Annotated in this window: 17 protein-coding genes; 9 read left to right on the plus strand and 8 right to left on the minus strand. The window is 33.5% G+C overall.

Going from position 1 to position 16565, the window contains the following annotated elements; translation table 11 throughout:
* The first annotated feature begins 263 nt into the window (after positions 1 to 263).
* The 4 genes from OEW74_RS17350 to OEW74_RS17365 all read left to right on the plus strand — a co-directional run bounded on the left by OEW74_RS17350 (position 264) and on the right by OEW74_RS17365 (position 2900).
* The gene (locus tag OEW74_RS17350; protein WP_265429659.1) at positions 264 to 977 is read left to right on the plus strand and encodes a DUF434 domain-containing protein; all 714 of its coding nucleotides are present in this window, start codon (positions 264 to 266) and stop codon (positions 975 to 977) included.
* A 92-nt stretch (positions 978 to 1069) separates the two neighbouring features.
* The gene (locus OEW74_RS17355; RefSeq protein WP_265429660.1) at positions 1070 to 1720 is read left to right on the plus strand and encodes a hypothetical protein; all 651 of its coding nucleotides are present in this window, start codon (positions 1070 to 1072) and stop codon (positions 1718 to 1720) included.
* Positions 1721 to 1797: 77 nt separating this feature from the next.
* A complete protein-coding gene (locus OEW74_RS17360) occupies positions 1798 to 2118 on the plus strand; it encodes a hypothetical protein (RefSeq protein ID WP_265429661.1) in 321 nt (106 codons plus the stop codon).
* A complete protein-coding gene (locus tag OEW74_RS17365) occupies positions 2115 to 2900 on the plus strand; it encodes a TatD family hydrolase (protein ID WP_265429662.1) in 786 nt (261 codons plus the stop codon). The genes OEW74_RS17360 and OEW74_RS17365 overlap by 4 nt, the downstream gene beginning before the upstream one ends.
* 54 nt (positions 2901 to 2954) lie before the next feature.
* Here the strand turns inward: OEW74_RS17365 and deoD are convergent, their stop codons facing one another.
* Positions 2955 to 3665, minus strand: a complete 711-nt coding sequence (gene deoD, locus OEW74_RS17370) for a purine-nucleoside phosphorylase (protein ID WP_210151494.1) — start codon at positions 3663 to 3665, stop codon at positions 2955 to 2957.
* Between the two features lie 196 nt (positions 3666 to 3861).
* On the opposite strand from deoD, the gene OEW74_RS17375 reads away from it, so the two are divergent.
* Positions 3862 to 6006, plus strand: a complete 2145-nt coding sequence (locus tag OEW74_RS17375) for a S9 family peptidase (protein ID WP_265429663.1) — start codon at positions 3862 to 3864, stop codon at positions 6004 to 6006.
* Between the two features lie 221 nt (positions 6007 to 6227).
* Here the strand turns inward: OEW74_RS17375 and OEW74_RS17380 are convergent, their stop codons facing one another.
* The 4 genes from OEW74_RS17380 to lpxK all read right to left on the minus strand — a co-directional run bounded on the left by OEW74_RS17380 (position 6228) and on the right by lpxK (position 10601).
* Positions 6228 to 7700, minus strand: a complete 1473-nt coding sequence (locus OEW74_RS17380; protein WP_265429664.1) for an alpha-amylase — start codon at positions 7698 to 7700, stop codon at positions 6228 to 6230.
* A gap of 44 nt (positions 7701 to 7744) precedes the next feature.
* The gene (gene dinB, locus OEW74_RS17385) at positions 7745 to 8839 is read right to left on the minus strand and encodes a DNA polymerase IV (protein WP_265429665.1); all 1095 of its coding nucleotides are present in this window, start codon (positions 8837 to 8839) and stop codon (positions 7745 to 7747) included.
* A gap of 84 nt (positions 8840 to 8923) precedes the next feature.
* Complete coding sequence (locus OEW74_RS17390; protein WP_265429666.1) at positions 8924 to 9439, minus strand: TlpA family protein disulfide reductase; 516 nt, start codon at positions 9437 to 9439, stop codon at positions 8924 to 8926.
* Positions 9440 to 9572: 133 nt separating this feature from the next.
* Complete coding sequence (lpxK, locus tag OEW74_RS17395) at positions 9573 to 10601, minus strand: tetraacyldisaccharide 4'-kinase (protein WP_265429667.1); 1029 nt, start codon at positions 10599 to 10601, stop codon at positions 9573 to 9575.
* Positions 10602 to 10785: 184 nt separating this feature from the next.
* Here lpxK and truA point away from each other — a divergent pair, with 184 nt between their 5' ends.
* The 3 genes from truA to OEW74_RS17410 all read left to right on the plus strand — a co-directional run bounded on the left by truA (position 10786) and on the right by OEW74_RS17410 (position 13878).
* Positions 10786 to 11520, plus strand: a complete 735-nt coding sequence (gene truA, locus OEW74_RS17400; RefSeq protein WP_265429668.1) for a tRNA pseudouridine(38-40) synthase TruA — start codon at positions 10786 to 10788, stop codon at positions 11518 to 11520.
* A gap of 124 nt (positions 11521 to 11644) precedes the next feature.
* The gene (locus tag OEW74_RS17405) at positions 11645 to 11998 is read left to right on the plus strand and encodes a hypothetical protein (RefSeq protein WP_265429669.1); all 354 of its coding nucleotides are present in this window, start codon (positions 11645 to 11647) and stop codon (positions 11996 to 11998) included.
* A 122-nt stretch (positions 11999 to 12120) separates the two neighbouring features.
* A complete protein-coding gene (locus OEW74_RS17410; protein WP_265429670.1) occupies positions 12121 to 13878 on the plus strand; it encodes an ABC transporter ATP-binding protein in 1758 nt (585 codons plus the stop codon).
* On the opposite strand, the gene OEW74_RS17415 is transcribed toward OEW74_RS17410, so the two are convergent.
* The gene (locus OEW74_RS17415; protein WP_265429671.1) at positions 13873 to 14223 is read right to left on the minus strand and encodes a hypothetical protein; all 351 of its coding nucleotides are present in this window, start codon (positions 14221 to 14223) and stop codon (positions 13873 to 13875) included. The two genes, OEW74_RS17410 and OEW74_RS17415, sit on opposite strands and share 6 nt — an antisense overlap.
* A 368-nt stretch (positions 14224 to 14591) precedes the next feature.
* On the opposite strand from OEW74_RS17415, the gene OEW74_RS17420 reads away from it, so the two are divergent.
* A complete protein-coding gene (locus OEW74_RS17420) occupies positions 14592 to 14804 on the plus strand; it encodes a hypothetical protein (RefSeq protein WP_265429672.1) in 213 nt (70 codons plus the stop codon).
* A 55-nt stretch (positions 14805 to 14859) separates the two neighbouring features.
* On the opposite strand, the gene OEW74_RS17425 is transcribed toward OEW74_RS17420, so the two are convergent.
* Together OEW74_RS17425 and ribB are read right to left on the minus strand one after the other, a co-directional pair.
* Positions 14860 to 15627 (minus strand): DUF3575 domain-containing protein, encoded by a 768-nt coding sequence (locus OEW74_RS17425; RefSeq protein ID WP_265429673.1) that lies wholly within the window; start codon positions 15625 to 15627, stop codon positions 14860 to 14862.
* Between the two features lie 241 nt (positions 15628 to 15868).
* Positions 15869 to 16516, minus strand: coding sequence for a 3,4-dihydroxy-2-butanone-4-phosphate synthase (ribB, locus tag OEW74_RS17430; RefSeq protein ID WP_066679424.1), 648 nt, complete (start codon positions 16514 to 16516; stop codon positions 15869 to 15871).
* Positions 16517 to 16565: the final 49 nt, after the last annotated feature.

Consider the following 16565-nt stretch of genomic DNA (forward strand, 5'->3'; position numbering starts at 1 on the left):
GTAATAATTTTATGTAATACTCAATAAATTTTTAAGAATATGTGAATTTGAAGAAGTGGATTTAATCTTAAGTCTTTATTTTCAGTCTTTTAGGAATATTTTGAATTTGTGAAGTTTGGTTTTAAACTTAAATAATCTTGGTTGTTAAAAAAAGATTTTCCCCAAAAATAGGCTCTAAAATGTAATTTTGAGTAATCGATTGCGCAAACACGTAATTTTAAATGAAAATAGAACAATTTGCTCCAAAAATTATATTTTTGAATATGAACAATAGAAATCGCGGAAAAAATACTGGCGACGATACCTTATTTTCTTCACAAAAGCAGATCGATAAACTGAAATTAGCCATTCAGGATATGAAATATTTGCTGAGCCGAAATTATGCAGAAAAAGCGTCCTCCGAATTAGTGGGTAATCATTATCGATTGAAAGCCCGACAAATTCAGGCTTTGCGTGGTGCTTCGGCTTCTGAAAATCAGATTCAGAGCAGAAAAAATAAAGAACTTCAAATTTCAGATTTAAAAGATAAAACGATTTACCTTGATGGCTTTAATTTATTAATTTTATTGGAAAGTTTACTTTCTGAAGCTTATATTTTTGAAGGAATCGACGGTTGCTTTCGTGATCTTTCCGGTGTTCATGGAACTTACAAAAGAGTCAATCAAACACAAAAAGCGATTGAATTGGTTGCTACATTTTTTCAGAAATCTCAGGTACAAAAGCTAATCTGGATTTTTGATAAACCTGTTTCAAACAGTGGAAGAATTAAAGAAATAATTTTAGATTTTGCTCAAGAAAATAATTTTGATTGGAATGTTGAACTGGAGTTTAATCCAGATAGATTTTTAGTTGAAAATGCAGAAATAATCGTTTCTTCTGATGCCTGGATTTTAGATTATTCTAAAAATTGGTTTAATCTTATTAAGTATTTGATTAACGAAGAGAAATTGCCTGTTAATCTTATAAAATTAATCTAAACACAAATTACACCAATATTCACACTAAAAGGCACAAATGATTTATTGTGATATTTGTGAAAACATTTGTGTTATTAGTGTTTAAAAAAAACATGAATTTATTTAAAAATTATATTCCATTATTTTCAAAAGATTGGAAAGAAAAATACCAAGGAATTTTGGCTGAAGAACATCTCAAAAATTTGAGTCTGAATATTCAGAAATTTAAAGACCAAACTTTAGATTTCAATCTTCCATTTTTTAATGATGAAATTAAAATTGATCGTGATGACAGTTTCAATTTATTTACTCATATTTTACACTCTGAAAATTCAGATACAGTTAAAGTAAAACAACTGGAAGAAATTCCTTTTGAACATTGGCTGAATATTTTAGGACAAAGACTAACCTCAGCAAGTCTACGTGATGAAAACGCAATTCCTCCTTTGAAAAGTTTATTGATAGAAGCTTGTGAAAAATCTTTCAATAAAGAAATTACCATTGCGCAAAGAGCTTGGGAAAAGCACGTCGGAAGAATGGAAGACCAATTTTGGGGCGAAATAAAAGGAAATAATCATCAAAAACAACAAATCGTCATGGAGAAGATTAATTTTATTTTAGAGAATAAAACGTGGTGGAATGTGTTCTTTCATTATAAACATGAATTGGTTTTTGAAGTCAGAGAAAAAGACGGTCACGGAATTCGCTGGAGCCACGGCGGAAAAAATCTGATTGGTTTTTTGGAAGGTTTTATTAATGAATGATTTAATACGTAAAAAGATTACGCAGTAACAAAATAATTTTGACCAAATTTTAGCTTTAAATTTTTTTATAAAGACAGATGAAAAACGTTTACAATAAAGGAACTTACAGAAGCTTCGAATATGGTAAGATTGGATCTTATTTAAAAAGAAATGGAAATAAAAAATGGAGGAGAACTGAAAAATCTGAAATCGAAGACCAGCTTAGTGAAACCACTAAATCTTTTAAGCAAAGACAAAAAAGACGAAAATTGATCTGGGTTAAAATCACAAGAGAAATCAATGGAACAACTGATTCAGATTACAAAAGTTTTTATTCTGAAAAAGCTTTTAAAAGTTCAATCAACAGAGCACATGTAACGAGATATTTTTTAATAAATAATAAAACAAACAAAAAATGAACACATTTATTGATATTGGCATCAATCTGACCAATAAACAATTTTACAATGAGCAAGAAGAAATCATCAACAGAGCTCTCGACAATGGAGTCGAACAAATGATTCTTACGGGGACAAGCGTTCGCGGAAGCAAAGAATCGGCAGAGATTGCAGAAGATTATCCTGAAATTTTATTTTCTACAGCAGGAATTCATCCGCACGATGCAAAATCTTTCAACAGTGAAAGTATTAATGAATTAAGAAAATTATTAAAACAAAACCATGTAGTTTCGGTTGGAGAATGCGGACTTGATTTTGACAGAGATTTTTCACCAAGACCTATTCAGGAAAAATGCTATCGCGCTCAACTGGAATTATCAATTGAAATGAATAAACCTCTTTTTCTTCATGAAAGAGCAGCTTTCAAAAGATTCAACGAAATCACAGACGAATATTTATCAAAACTTCCGAAAGCAGTGGTTCATTGTTTTACAGGAACTTTAGAAGAGGCGAAAACTTATCTGGATAAAGGATTTTATTTAGGATTTACCGGAGCCATAAGTGATGCAAACAGATTTAAACATTTGGAAGAGGTCATCAAATATATTCCACTCGATAGAATGATGATTGAAACCGATGCACCTTTTATGCTTCCGAAAAATATGCCTAGAATGCAAAACAGAAGAAACGAACCGTCATTTTTGCCTTATGTTGCCCAAACAATCGCACATCTCAAAAAAATAAGTATCTCTGAAGTTGCCGATGAAACTACAGAAGTCGCCAGAAATTTTTTCAGAATATAAAAAAGAGCTCTACTCACAAAGTAAAGCTCTTTTATTTTTATCAATTGATTTTTATTAAATCACTTTCAAAGCAGCTTCCAAAGCCAATTCAATCATTGGTTTCAAAGCTTTTTCTCTTTCGTCTGCCGAAATAAATTCTTTGGTTGGGATAATATCAGAAACCGTAAGAATAGTCGCTGCATTTTTACCTAAATGTTTTGCATTCGCAAACAATCCGAAAGCTTCCATTTCTACTGCAGGACAGTTGTATTTTGTCGCAATTGCCGGTGTTGCAGGATCTTTTCTGTAAAAAATATCACTGCTGTGAATATTGGTTGCTTTAGCTTTTAACCCTAATTCTTCGGCTGTTTCGTTGATGATGTCAAAAATATTTCCCTGGTGAGAAAAAATCTCTTCTTCAAATCCCCAAGCATATTTTGCGTACGTGCTTTCGCTGGCTGCATTTTCTACATTTAAAATATCGAATAATTTCACATCACTCGAATATCCGCCACAAGTTCCGATTCTGATGATCGTATCAACTTCATATTCTGTGTACAGTTCGAAAGAATAAATTCCGATACTTGGGAAACCCATTCCACTTGCTCCTACAGAGATCTCTTTCCCTTTGTAAGTTCCGGTATAATAAAAAATACCTCTTGTCTGACTTACTAATCTTGCGTTTTCAAGAAAATTTTCTGCGATATATTTTGCACGAAGCGGATCTCCCGGTTGCAAAACAACTTTGGCAATCTCTCCCTTTTTTGCACTGATGTGTACGCTCATATTTTTGTTTTAAATTTTTTTACAAAGATAACAATTTGTGAATTGGGAACGGTAAAATGATATTATTCAGGAACTTTTCAAATTATGATGTATAATTCTTTTTAAAGTTTAAAATACACTTTCATAATGTTTTTATTTTAACATTTCTTAACGGGTGGTTTTTATTTCTTATTTTTGACGGATTCAATTTTATACAATGAAATTATATAAATTTTCTTTATTGATGGTTGTTTTGGGTGGAACGGCTTTTGCTCAAACCCAGAAATTTACCATGGCGGAAGCTGTAAACGGCATGAGAACTAATCTTGCGGTAAAAAATATTTCACAGTTTTCATGGTCAAGCGACAGTAAATCTTATATTCAGGCGGTAAAAGGCGGATATTTGACTACGGATATTAAAACGAATAAGCAGGATACTTTAATCTCTTTATCTCAACTGAACAAAAATTTTGCTGATAATAAGCTGAAAGGTCTTCCTCCTGTAAAATTTATCAACAATTCGGAAGCTTATTTTTCGGCTAATAATCAAATGTATTGGTTGGAAAAATCGGGTAGCGATTGGAAAGTGAAACGTTCGGCGACATTAGGAGATAATCCTGCGAATGTAAAAACATTGGCAGATAATCAGACTTTGGTTTATACAAAAAACAATAACCTATTCATCAATAAAAACGGAAAAGAAGTTGCGATAACGAATGATTCTAACGAAAATATTCTGAACGGAGCATCTAATGTTCACAGAAACGAATTTGGAATTGATACAGGAATCTTTCCGTCTCCCAATTCTGAAAATGTAGCATTTTATAGAATGGATCAGACTATGGTTGCAGATTATCCTGTAATTGATTGGTCTGTAACGCCTGCAGTGAATACCAATATTAAATATCCGATGGCTGGAAAAACTTCTCATGAAGTAACATTGGGAGTTTATAATATTAAAAACCAGTCTACAACTTTCCTTAAAGTAGAAGGTGAAAAAGATCAGTATTTAACAGCAGTTACCTGGAGCCCAGATTCTAAATATATTTTCGTAGGCGTTTTAAACAGAGGTCAGAATCATTTAAAAATGAATAAATATGACGCTGTTACAGGAAATTTTATCAATACATTGTTCGAAGAAACGAGTGATAAATATGTTGAGCCACAGCATCCGTTGACGTTTTTCCCGAATTCAAATACAGATTTCATCTGGCAAAGTCAGAGAACGGGGTATAATCATTTGTTCCACTACAGTTTAGAAAAAGGACTTATTGCTCAAATCACAAAAGGCGATTGGTTGGTTACCGATATTTTAGGGTTTAATGAAAATAAAAAAGAAATTTATTATGTTTCTACTCAAGATAATCCTACTGAAAAACATTTGTATAGAATCAATTGGAATACGTTCAAAACCCAGAGAATGGACAACGCAGAAGGAGTGCATTCAGGAGTTTTGAGTAGCGACGGTAATTATTTATATGATACTTACAGCAATGCAACGACCCCTAGAGTTGCAGATATTCTTAATACTTCAACTTTGAAATCTACCAATATTTTAAAGTCTGAAAATCCGTTGAAAAACTACCTTCGTCCTGAAATTAAAAATATTAATCTGAAAGCTGATGATGGAACAATTTTGTATGGAAAAGTTATTCTTCCGACCAATTTTGATCCGAATAAAAAATATCCAACGATTGTTTATTTATATAACGGCCCGCATTTGCAATTGGTGACCAATACTTTTCCGGCTTCAGGAAATCTTTGGTACGAATATATGGCTCAAAACGGGTATATTGTTTTCACAATGGATGGAAGAGGTTCGGCAAACAGAGGACTGAAATTTGAACAAGCCGTTTTTAGAAACTTAGGAACTGTAGAAATGAAAGATCAAATGCAGGGTGTAAAATATCTGATGTCTCTTCCTTATGTAGATGCAGATAGAATGGGAATTCACGGCTGGAGTTTTGGTGGTTTTATGACGACAAGCTTTATGCTTAAAGAACCAAATGTTTTCAAAGTAGGTGTTGCAGGAGGTCCGGTAATCGATTGGAGTATGTACGAAATCATGTACGGCGAAAGGTATATGGATACTCCTCAGGAAAATCCTGAAGGCTATAAAACTGCGAATCTTTTAGATAAAGTTCAGAATTTACAAGGCAAATTACTAATGATTCATGGAGCGCAGGATGATGTTGTGGTTTGGCAACATTCAATGAAGTTCATCAAATCTGCAGTTGACCAAGGTATCCAGATGGATTATTTTGTGTATCCGGGACATCCGCATAATGTTGTAGGGAAAGACAGAGTACATTTGATGCAAAAGGTGACCGATTATTTTGATTTATATTTAAAGAAAGAATAAAACGAAATCCAGTCTTAATAGGCTGGATTTTTTTGTTTAAATATCAATAGGAGCGGGCTTTAGCCCGATTCCAAAATTATAATTTCAATATGGGCTTTAGCCAAAATATAGTTTGAGTGATAAATGCTTTAGAATATTGATCTCTCGCTGATTTTGCAGATTTTAAGAATGTTAAATAAATCAGCGTAATCTGCAAAATCAGCGAGAGTTTTTTTAAAATATTATTCAGGAATCCAAACACTCACATTTCCTGCAGGAACAGGAAAATCTGCCCAGCCATCTTCTCTGATTTCTATTTTTTCCTGAAATCTTGCCAAGGCATCGTAAAAAGTTTTACCAATATATTTTTCACCCATTTCCATCGGTTTTTCGTAAGCATCTTTATTGCTCAGAACAACGGCGCAACCTTGATGTTCTTCATCACCTTCACGAATCCAGCCTAAACAATTGGCATCTTCAAAATAATCTCTTTGAATTCCGTACGCATTTTCTCTTCTTGCTTTTAAAAGTTCTTCAATACCGTCTACTTTTTCTAAAAATATTTCCTGCTCATTTCCTTCACGGTCGTTATCTTTATAATGAGCTCCATACAAATCAGGGTAAAAAACGCAAGGATATCCTTTTTCTCTCAATAAAATAAGTGCATAAGCAAGAGGTTTAAACCAAGCTTCAACCGGAGCCTCCAAATCCTGCAAAGGTTGCGTGTCGTGATTATCAACCAGACTTACAGAATGCATCGGGTCAGCTTCTGTTAAAGTTTCAGCAAAAATATTTCTTAAGTCATAAGAACCGCCCTCTTTAGATGCAGTATAAAAATTATTTTGAAGCGAACTGTCGAAAAGACTCATGCAACCTTCTGTAGCTTCAATATATTTTTGTAACAAATTCAATTGTCCGGGAGCCCAATATTCACCAACCGCAAAAATATTTTTCCCGGAATTGGAACGGAGCATTGTTAACCATTCTTTATAAAAATCAAAAGAAATATGCTTTAAAGCATCTAGTCTTACTCCATCAAAATCTGTTTCATCAAAATACCATTTTGCCCATTTATTCAGCTCTTCACGCACATGAGGGTTCCGGTGTTCGATGTCGTTGAACATCAGATAATCGTAATTTCCTTTTTCATCATCGATCATTTCTTCCCAGTCGTCACCATATTCAGATTTGATTTTATAAATATGTGAATCTTTTCCTTCTGCATAATCTACACCGCTGAAACAAGTAAAATTCCATTCAAAATCTGAATATTTTTTTCCACGTCCCGGAAAAGTAAATTTTGTGTACGATTCTATTTCAATTTCTGAAGAAATGACTTTTTCACGGTTGTTTTCATCAACTTTTACAGCTTTAAATTTTTCTAATTCATCACCGCCAGCTTTATGACCTAAAACCACATCTACAATAACCTCAATATTATTTTTCTTTAAGCTTTGAATGGCTTTTTTATAATCATTTTTGGTTCCGTATTTTGTAGGAATTGAATTTTTTTGGTCAAATTCTCCGAGATCAAAGAGGTCGTAAGCGTCGTATCCTACAGAATATCCACCGTTTGTTCCTTTATAAGCCGGAGGAAACCATACAGAGGTAATGCCAAGCTCAGACAAATGCGTTGCCTGCTCTTCAGCGTGCTTCCATAGTTTTCCGTCTCCTTCTGAATACCAGTGGAAAAATTGAATCATGGTTGGGTTCATAATTGATGTATTTGGTGAAATTATTTTTTTTGAAAATCAATTTTTTAATTTTCAAACTCCTCAAACGGAATTTTAAGCTGTACTGAAACCTGCTTTTTTTCTTCGGTGTTGAGGTGAGATAATGACAATCCCAATAATCGTACCGCTTTATCAAAAGGGCGGAGCTCCCAGAGTTTTTTTGCCGTAGCAAAATATTGTTCGGGAGAAGTGAAATACTCTTCCTTTGTAAAGCTTCGTGTAAACAGTGAGAAATCTTTATATTTGATTTTCAATGTTAAAGACCTTCCTAGAATTTGATGTTTCTGTAAACGCTGATGAAGCTCCTGACTTAAGTTTTCAAGTTTTTCGTTGATTTGTTGTTCATCAAAAAGATCTTCGAAGAACGTACGTTCTACGGCAACACTTTTCTGGATGCGGTTGGGTTTTACCTCAGAATGATGAATTCCACGAACGACATTGTAATAGTATTTCCCCGATTTTCCGAAAAGTCTCGTTAAATCTTCAAGCGATCTGTTTTTTAGATCTTTTCCTTTATAAATGGCGAGGCTAAACATTTTATTGGCGGTTACTTTTCCTACGCCGTAAAACTTTTCAACAGGCAATTCTTCCAGAAATTTTTCTATTTTTTCGGGATGAATAGTTTTCTGTCCGTTGGGTTTGTTGATGTCTGAAGCAACTTTAGCTAAAAATTTATTAATTGAAATTCCTGCTGAAGCAGTTAAACCGGTTTCTTCAAATATTTTCTGACGGATCTCTTTCGCGATCTGATTCGCAGATTCTATCCCTTTTTTATTTTCGGTAACGTCGAGGTAGGCTTCATCCAGAGAAAGTGGTTCCACCAGATCGGTGTATTCGTAGAAAATTTCACGGATCTTTCTGGAAATTTCTTTGTATCGTGCAAATCTAGGTGGAACGAAAATCAAATGCGGACATTTTTCTTTCGCCGTTTTACTGGGCATCGCAGAACGGACACCAAATTTCCTTGCTTCATAACTCGCCGCTGAAACAACACCACGATGACCACCACCAACTGCAATCGCTTTTCCTCGTAATTCAGGATTATCATACTGTTCCACAGAAGCATAAAATGCATCCATATCAACATGAATTATTTTGCGGAGCGGAAAAGAAAAATCCATATCACAAAGATATGGATTCTATGGTTTTTGTCGAAAAGTTCTGTGTTTAAGATTTAAAGTTTAGCCTAAATTTTAATCTCAACTTTATTTTAAAAGCTTATCAATTGTCTTTTGTATTTCAGGATCTTCGGGAGAAATTGCGTAATATTTTGCAATGGAAGATTTTTGATCAATCACCATATATCTCGGGATCCAGTTAAGGTCAATATAATTATTAAAATCATTTTTCCAGCCTGAAGCAAACCAATAATTTTCTTTTTCTTTCATATTAAATCTTTCAAGGCTGCTGTCAAATTTTTCTTTTGATCTTTCTAATGAAAAGAAAACGAAATCGATGTTCGGATTGTTTTTCTCTAATTCTTCGGCTTTTGGTAATGCTTGAAGGCAATCTCTGCACCAACCAGCCCAGAAATCAATGACTAAAACTTTTCCTTTATGTTGATTTAATATTTCCTGAACGCTGATGTTTTTTCCGTTTTCATCTTCCAGTTTCTGATTTAATGCTTCTTTTGAAAATTGAGTTTTAGAAACTTCAGGTGTTTTTTGCGCACATCCCAAAGTGAAAATACTCAACATCATAAAAGTTAACAACTGTTTCATATGCAGATATTTATTTTTACAAATCTAAACATTGAAATGTAATTTAGAAATGAAAATATATGAATTGGCTTAAATTTAAGAATTGAAACAATCTATAGTAAATGAAAAATCTGCAACTTTCGCCGCAGATTTTCTATTGTTTTTTACTTACATAATTCATAATCATTTGATTGAATTCTTCCTTTTTATCAATCACCACATTGATTGGCCAGTAATAGACCAGATCTCGAAGATAATCGAAAGTTTTCAGGCGTACGTAATCTTTTTCAGTCGTTAAGATTAATTTGTATTCGCCCATTTTTTTGTATTCTTCAACGATGTTTTTAATATCTGTATCAGTAAAATTATGATGATCTCTGAATTTCAGGTGTTTTACACGCTGCGAAAACTTTGCTAAATGGGCCAGTAAAGGTTTTGGGTTAGCAATTCCTGTGATCAAAAGAATGTCGTAATAATTCAGGTTATTATCTGGAAGCATTTTTTCTCTTGAATAAACATTTTCGTCATACCCAATCGATGAGAAAAACACTTTTTGACTGCGCTCCGGTTTTATCCTTGAAATATAATATTGCTTGGTTTCCTCAGTCAGTTCATCAGGACATTTGCTGACCATAATGATGTCTGCTCTTTTTGCTCCTGCTCGTGATTCTCTTAAATCTCCAGCCGGAAGAAGATGATCTTTAAAATAAGGATCATTAAAATCGGTCATCAAAATATTAAATCCTGCTTTGATGGCTCTGTGTTGCATCGCATCATCAAGAATCAACACATCAAGATCCATATCATCGATTACTTTTTTTGCTCCGGGAACTCGGTCTTCAGAAACGGCGATCACAAAACGGTTTTTAAAACGCTCAAAAAGCTGCATCGCTTCATCACCCACAGTTTTGTAATTACTGTCGTAATTGGTAACATCATATCCTTTGGTCAATCTTCCGTAACCTCTGGAAAGAACGCCTGTTCTGTAATGTTTTGATAAAGATTTTGCCAAATACATCACCATTGGCGATTTTCCGCTTCCGCCCACAGAAAGATTGCCGACATTGATAATCGGTGTCTTAAATTTCGTAGATTTAAAAATTCCCAGATCGTACATCGTGTTTCGGATTCCCGTAACCATGTGATAACCTAAGGAAAAAGGGTAGAGGTACCATCTTTTCATACGCTGACAAAAATAAGAATTTTAAAACCGTTAATTGATGTTTTTAATCAGTTTTCGAAATAAATTAACAATTTTTTTTGCCATCAAATTAAAGTATTTTTGCAGGAACGTTTAAGAAGTAAAACAAAGGACAATATTTTATTATTCTGAACATTTTATTTCTAAAATCTAATATTGATTCACATTGAGATATTTTATAGAATTTTCATACAACGGTAAAAATTACTTTGGTTATCAGATTCAGCCGAAAGATATTTCCGTACAGGAAGAATTAGAAAGAGCTCTTTCTACGATTTTAAGGGAAGAAATTAAAACAACAGGAGCCGGAAGAACAGATACCGGAGTTCACGCCAAGAAAATGTTTGCCCATTTTGAGACCGATCAGGTTTTGAGTGAACATCTTTCGCATAAATTGAATAGCTTTTTGCCTGCTGATATTTTAATAAAACGAATTTTTGAAGTTAAAAACGATTTTCATGCCCGTTTTGATGCGACTTTCAGAACCTATGAATATTATATTTCTTTGGAAAAAAATCCGTTTACACAGGATTCGGCGTGGCAACATTGGCGAAAACCTTTAGACATTCATAAAATGAATGAAGCTTGCAAAATTCTTTTTGAATATGAAGATTTTACAAGCTTTGCAAAACTTCATACCGACAACAAAACCAATCTCTGCAAAATATATAAAGCAGAATGGGAGCAAAACGGAACCGAATTGAAATTCACAGTTTCGGCAAACCGTTTTCTGAGAAATATGGTAAGAGCGATTGTAGGAACGATGGTAGAAGTAGGTTCAGGAAAAATACAGCCGGAAGATATGAGAAAAGTGATCGAAAATAAAAACCGGAATTCTGCGGGAACTTCTGCTCCGGCTCATGCGCTGTTTTTGGTGGATGTAGGTTATGAATTTGATTGATATGTAAACACAAATTTTACGAATATCAACACCAATCTTCACAAATAATTTTCGTGCTTTTGTGCCAATTTGTGAAAAATATTTGTGTAATTTGTGTTTAATTCAAAAAACAGATTAAAAAACTATGATGTCAATAATTATTCTTGTGGGCGCTTATCGTTATTATGCAGGTTTAGCTGAGAGATTTGGCAAAACAAAATGGCATTTCGGGCTTTTGGCGATCGGTATTTATTTAGGATTTCAGCTATTGTTTTTGTTTTCTTATGGAATGTATGTTGCTTTTACAAATCCGAATTCTTTGAATGATAATAATTATGCGGGTTTTTCAGTAATTAATATTATAAGTTGGTTGTTTGCGATTGGTTGTGTTTATGGAGTTTACAGATTGCTCGAGAATAAATTCAAAAAAGAAAATACTCAAAATCCTGTTCTGGAAATTGAAGAAATCGGTATTGAAAAAGAAAAAAATCTTCATTAATATACATTCGGTAAATAACAGATATCTTTAATTTTCTATCTAAGTTCTTCAAGCTGTAAAATTTTAAAGACGTATTTTTGCAGAGAATTTTTTCAAAACAATTCTTTACGTCAATTTCAATAATGAAAAAACAAGATACCTGGGCAATTGTAAAAAGGCTTTTCTTCATTGGGATGAAGTTTCGTTCTTGGTTTATTTTTACCCTGATTATTTCCATCATACTATCGGTTGTTTCTACATACAGACCTTATCTTACAATGCAGATTGTAGATAATGACATCACGAAGCTTAAAGATAAGGCGCTCATGATGAAGCATATTTATGCTTTGGTTGGGTTGGTTTTTGCCGAAACGATTTTAAATTTCTTTTTAGTTTATTTTTCAAACTATATTTCGCAGAATGTTATCAGAGATATTCGTGAAAGACTTTATAATAAGCTGATTTATTTCAGAACTGCTTTTTTTGATAAAACTCCAATCGGTCAGTTGGTGACGAGAGCGGTTGGTGATGTAGAAACTATTGCAACGGTTTATACAGACGGTTTTCTGATGGTTTTTGGAGATGTCTTGAGAATTGCTTTCGTTTTATTTATGATGTTTCAGGTAGATGTGCATTTGAGCTATATTTCTCTTGCCATTTTACCTTTAATGGTGGTTATCACTCGTTTTTTTCAAAAGAAATTAAAAAAAGCTTTTGGCGACGAAAGAACCTGGACTTCCAATCAAAACTCTTTTGTGCAGGAAAGATTGGCGGGAATGCCGATTATTCAGGTGTTTAACAGACAGAAAGCAGAATTTCAAAAATTTGATGAAATTAATATTACTTTAAAAAGCGCTTTACTAAGAACGGTTTTCATTTTCTCATTATTTTTCCCTGTAGTTGAATTAATCTCATCCCTTTTTATTGGTTTTGTCCTGTTTTATGGAGGTTATATTACGATTAGTGCGGGTGTTGTTATTGCGTTTATTCAGTTTATTTCGATGTTGATTCGTCCGTTGAGACAGATTGCAGACCGTTTCAATAACATTCAGCGTGGAATTGTTGGTGCAGAAAGAGTTTTAGGCGTGATGGATGAAGATTATGCAATGCCAAATACAGGAACCGTAAAGAAAGATCATTTCGACGGAAAAATAGAATTCAAAAATGTTCGTTTTGCTTATGATGAAAAACAGGAAGTTTTAAAAGGAATTGATTTTAAAGTTAATCCGGGAGAAACTGTGGCAATTGTCGGAGCAACCGGAGCCGGAAAATCTACGATTATCAGTTTAATTACAAGACTTTACGATATCAATTCTGGTGAAATTTATATTGATGATATTGAGCTTAAAGATTACGAGCTGTATAATCTGAGAAGTCATATAGGTGTGGTTTTGCAGGATGTTTTCCTTTTCCATGGAAGTATTTACGAAAATCTTGCATTTGGTGATGATGAGGTAACTTTAGAAAAAATAAAAGCTGGTGCAAGAGAAATTGAAGTGGATGACTTTATTGAAAGTCTTCCCGGAGGTTACGAATTTGTGGTGAGCGAAAGAGGTTCGTCTATTTCTTTAGGACAGAGACAGCTTTTATCTTTCCTAAGAGCTTATTTATCAGATCCTAAAATTTTAATTTTAGATGAAGCAACTTCGTCAATTGACCACGAAAGTGAAAAATTGATTCAGAGAGCAACCGAAAAGATTACCAAAAACAGAACGTCAATCATCATTGCTCACAGACTTTCAACCATTGAGAAAGCCGATAAAATCATCGTGATGGAGCATGGCAAAATTGTTGAAGAAGGTAAACATCTGGAGCTTTTAGATAAAAACGGATATTATTCTACATTATACAAAGCGCAGCTGAGACACGAAGTTGAGGTAGAAGAAAAGCAGAGTTTATAACCCGTAAGGGATTATTTCTAAATCTTTTTTCCAGCTTTCGCCGTATTTTTTTGTTAAATATTGGGCAACTTCCTGATTGTTCTTCTTTGCTTTTTCAGACATAAATGGAGTGATGACGCAATTTTCGTACACTACATATACTCCGTATTTTTCTTTGAAGTTATCATGGTTTCGTGACATGATTCCAAACTGCATAAAGTACTTTACTTTTTCATTTTTATTGGAATCGTTTGGTTTTTCATTTCCCTTTTTAGCTTCTAAAATTACAGGCTCATATTGCTGTGCAGAAATAGACATTGAAGTCGCTGTGAAAATAATGAGAGAAACTGTTGTAAAGATATTCATTGTGTTTAATTTCCTTTTTTGATGTTTGAAATTACTTAAAGTTAAATTTTTTCATTAAAATTTTACGACAGGATAAAATTATTTTTAAACTTGATTTGGCTAATTGATTCAAAAAGAATCAATTGTATAAAGTGCGATTAAATCTACGTTTGTTAACATTCAGTTCACATTAAATTTATTTTTAATTAATAACTAAACAGTTAGGTATAGTTTTTGCAATTAAGATAAATCATTAAAAATTCTCCAAACCCCTTTGCTGGTTTAAATATATTTGCTAAATTTATTAAAAATTTAACCTTGTATTGAATTTAATGGGGGTTAATGATGAAAAAAATGATGATTTTATAACTTAAAAACAAAATGTAAAGATGAATAATATTCAAGACGAATTTCAGGTCTTAAAAGATGAATTGAAAAAATTGAACATTGAAGTTCAAAAAATTGTAAAAGTAGGCAACGGAAGTATGGATTTTCATGAAGTGTTTTACAAATCTCCAAGATATGAGGATGTGAAGACGGTTTATGTACAAAGACACACGATGGATAATTTGATTTCCAGATTTAAAGAATGCTACAGTTAATATATTAAAAGCGCCTCAGAAATTTTCTAAGGCGCTTTTCTTTATGCTGAAAATATTAGAATCTATATCCTAAAGAAAAACCACTTCTGAATCCTGCCCAAGGTCCGTCCAGTTTAATTCTGGCTCCATTTGCATTCGTTTCTACCGTATAATCTACAAAAGGAACATCCAAATTTTGAATTTCTTTTTTCAACTGTGCCTGCATTTCAGGGGTGAGAACGATATCACTTGTCAGCGTAAAATCTCCTTTTCCTGCTCCATAATGTGCTCCGGCAATCCAAAAATCTAAAACAAAACTGTGCTGTTTATTCAGGAAAAACTGTGCTCCTACCATCAAACCGCCACTGTTTCCATTAGCATCACCATTCCCCTTTAAAGGAATAGGATAGGTGGTATTAAATGCAGTGTAATCATAAGTAAAATCAAAAGTATTGGTAGAAACTTTCGAATATCGGTAATAAGGGGCAAAATAAAATCCTTTTCCATAGCCTTCGCCAATATAAAATCTTGGTTCTATGGTAAAATTGGTTGCCTTGATTTTAAGATTCTGAAAATTTTTCTCGTCTTCATCACTCAGAAAAGCATTCATAAACGGAACTTTGCCTTCCGCCACGGTTCCGAAGCCTACGTTCACCGCAAACCAACGGTTAATCGATCTTTCGTATGATAAATTAATATTCCTGAAAGCATATCCTGTAACATTGGTTTTAATAATATTCATTTTATCCAAAGGAGCTGCCGATGCGGGTTCATAATTTACGATTTCCTGTGCCGTTGCTTCAGAAATCATGAAGTAGGGAATAATAAGAAATAGTTTTTTCATGGCTTTAAAATTTTGATTAAAAATAAATATAAAAGCGATTGTGTCGATGACAAATGAAAGAACAAAAGTTTACGAAAACATTAAATCAAAAACCGTTCTAAAAGTTTGTATTTTTTAAAAAAGTATAAAAATAATTTGATTTTGTTGTTTATTTGACAAGTAATTATTGTGTGGGGTGTCAATTGGAAAATCCACTCAAGTAATCTTAAGTGGACTTTTAATGTGCGTTAAACAGATGTTTTTAGTTACTCAAAATCATTTTGCGGTAAGCGTAAATATCTTCTATAGTCACTACAGTCATATTTCTTTTTTCTGCAAAATCTACAATTTCGGGAAGTCTTGCCATGCTTCCATCTTCGTTGGTCAATTCACAAAGAACGGCGTCGTCGCCAAGATTTGCCATTTTTACCAAATCTACACTTCCTTCTGTATGACCTCTTCTTTCGAAAACTCCATTTTTTCTTGCAATTAAAGGGAAAACGTGTCCCGGACTTGCGATGTGTTCTGCCAAAGCATTTTCAGCAATGGCTGTTCTGATTGTTGTTACACGGTCTTTCGCAGAAACACCAGATTCAACACCTTCTTTTGCTTCAATGGAAATGGTAAATGCGGTTTGATTTTTTGAATTGTTGGCTTCCACCATCGGACGAAGATTAAGGTGTTTGCTTTTCTCTTCCGAAATACACAGACAAACGATTCCGCTGCATTCGCGAATTAAAAGTGCCATGTCTTTTTCTGTAATGGTGGAGGCGGGAAAGATGATGTCGCCTTCATTTTCACGATTTTCATCATCTACTAAAAGGATGCCTTTTCCTTGTTGTAATTTTAGAAGTGCATTTTCTACACGTTCTCTCGAAGTAGCTCCGAATTTTTCTAATAATTTTTCCATGTTATTTTAGAGCCTGTTTAAATTTTATTGAGTAATAATTTTATGGCAG

The organism is Chryseobacterium sp. YIM B08800 (assembly GCF_026163565.1).
GTDB lineage: Bacteria > Bacteroidota > Bacteroidia > Flavobacteriales > Weeksellaceae > Chryseobacterium.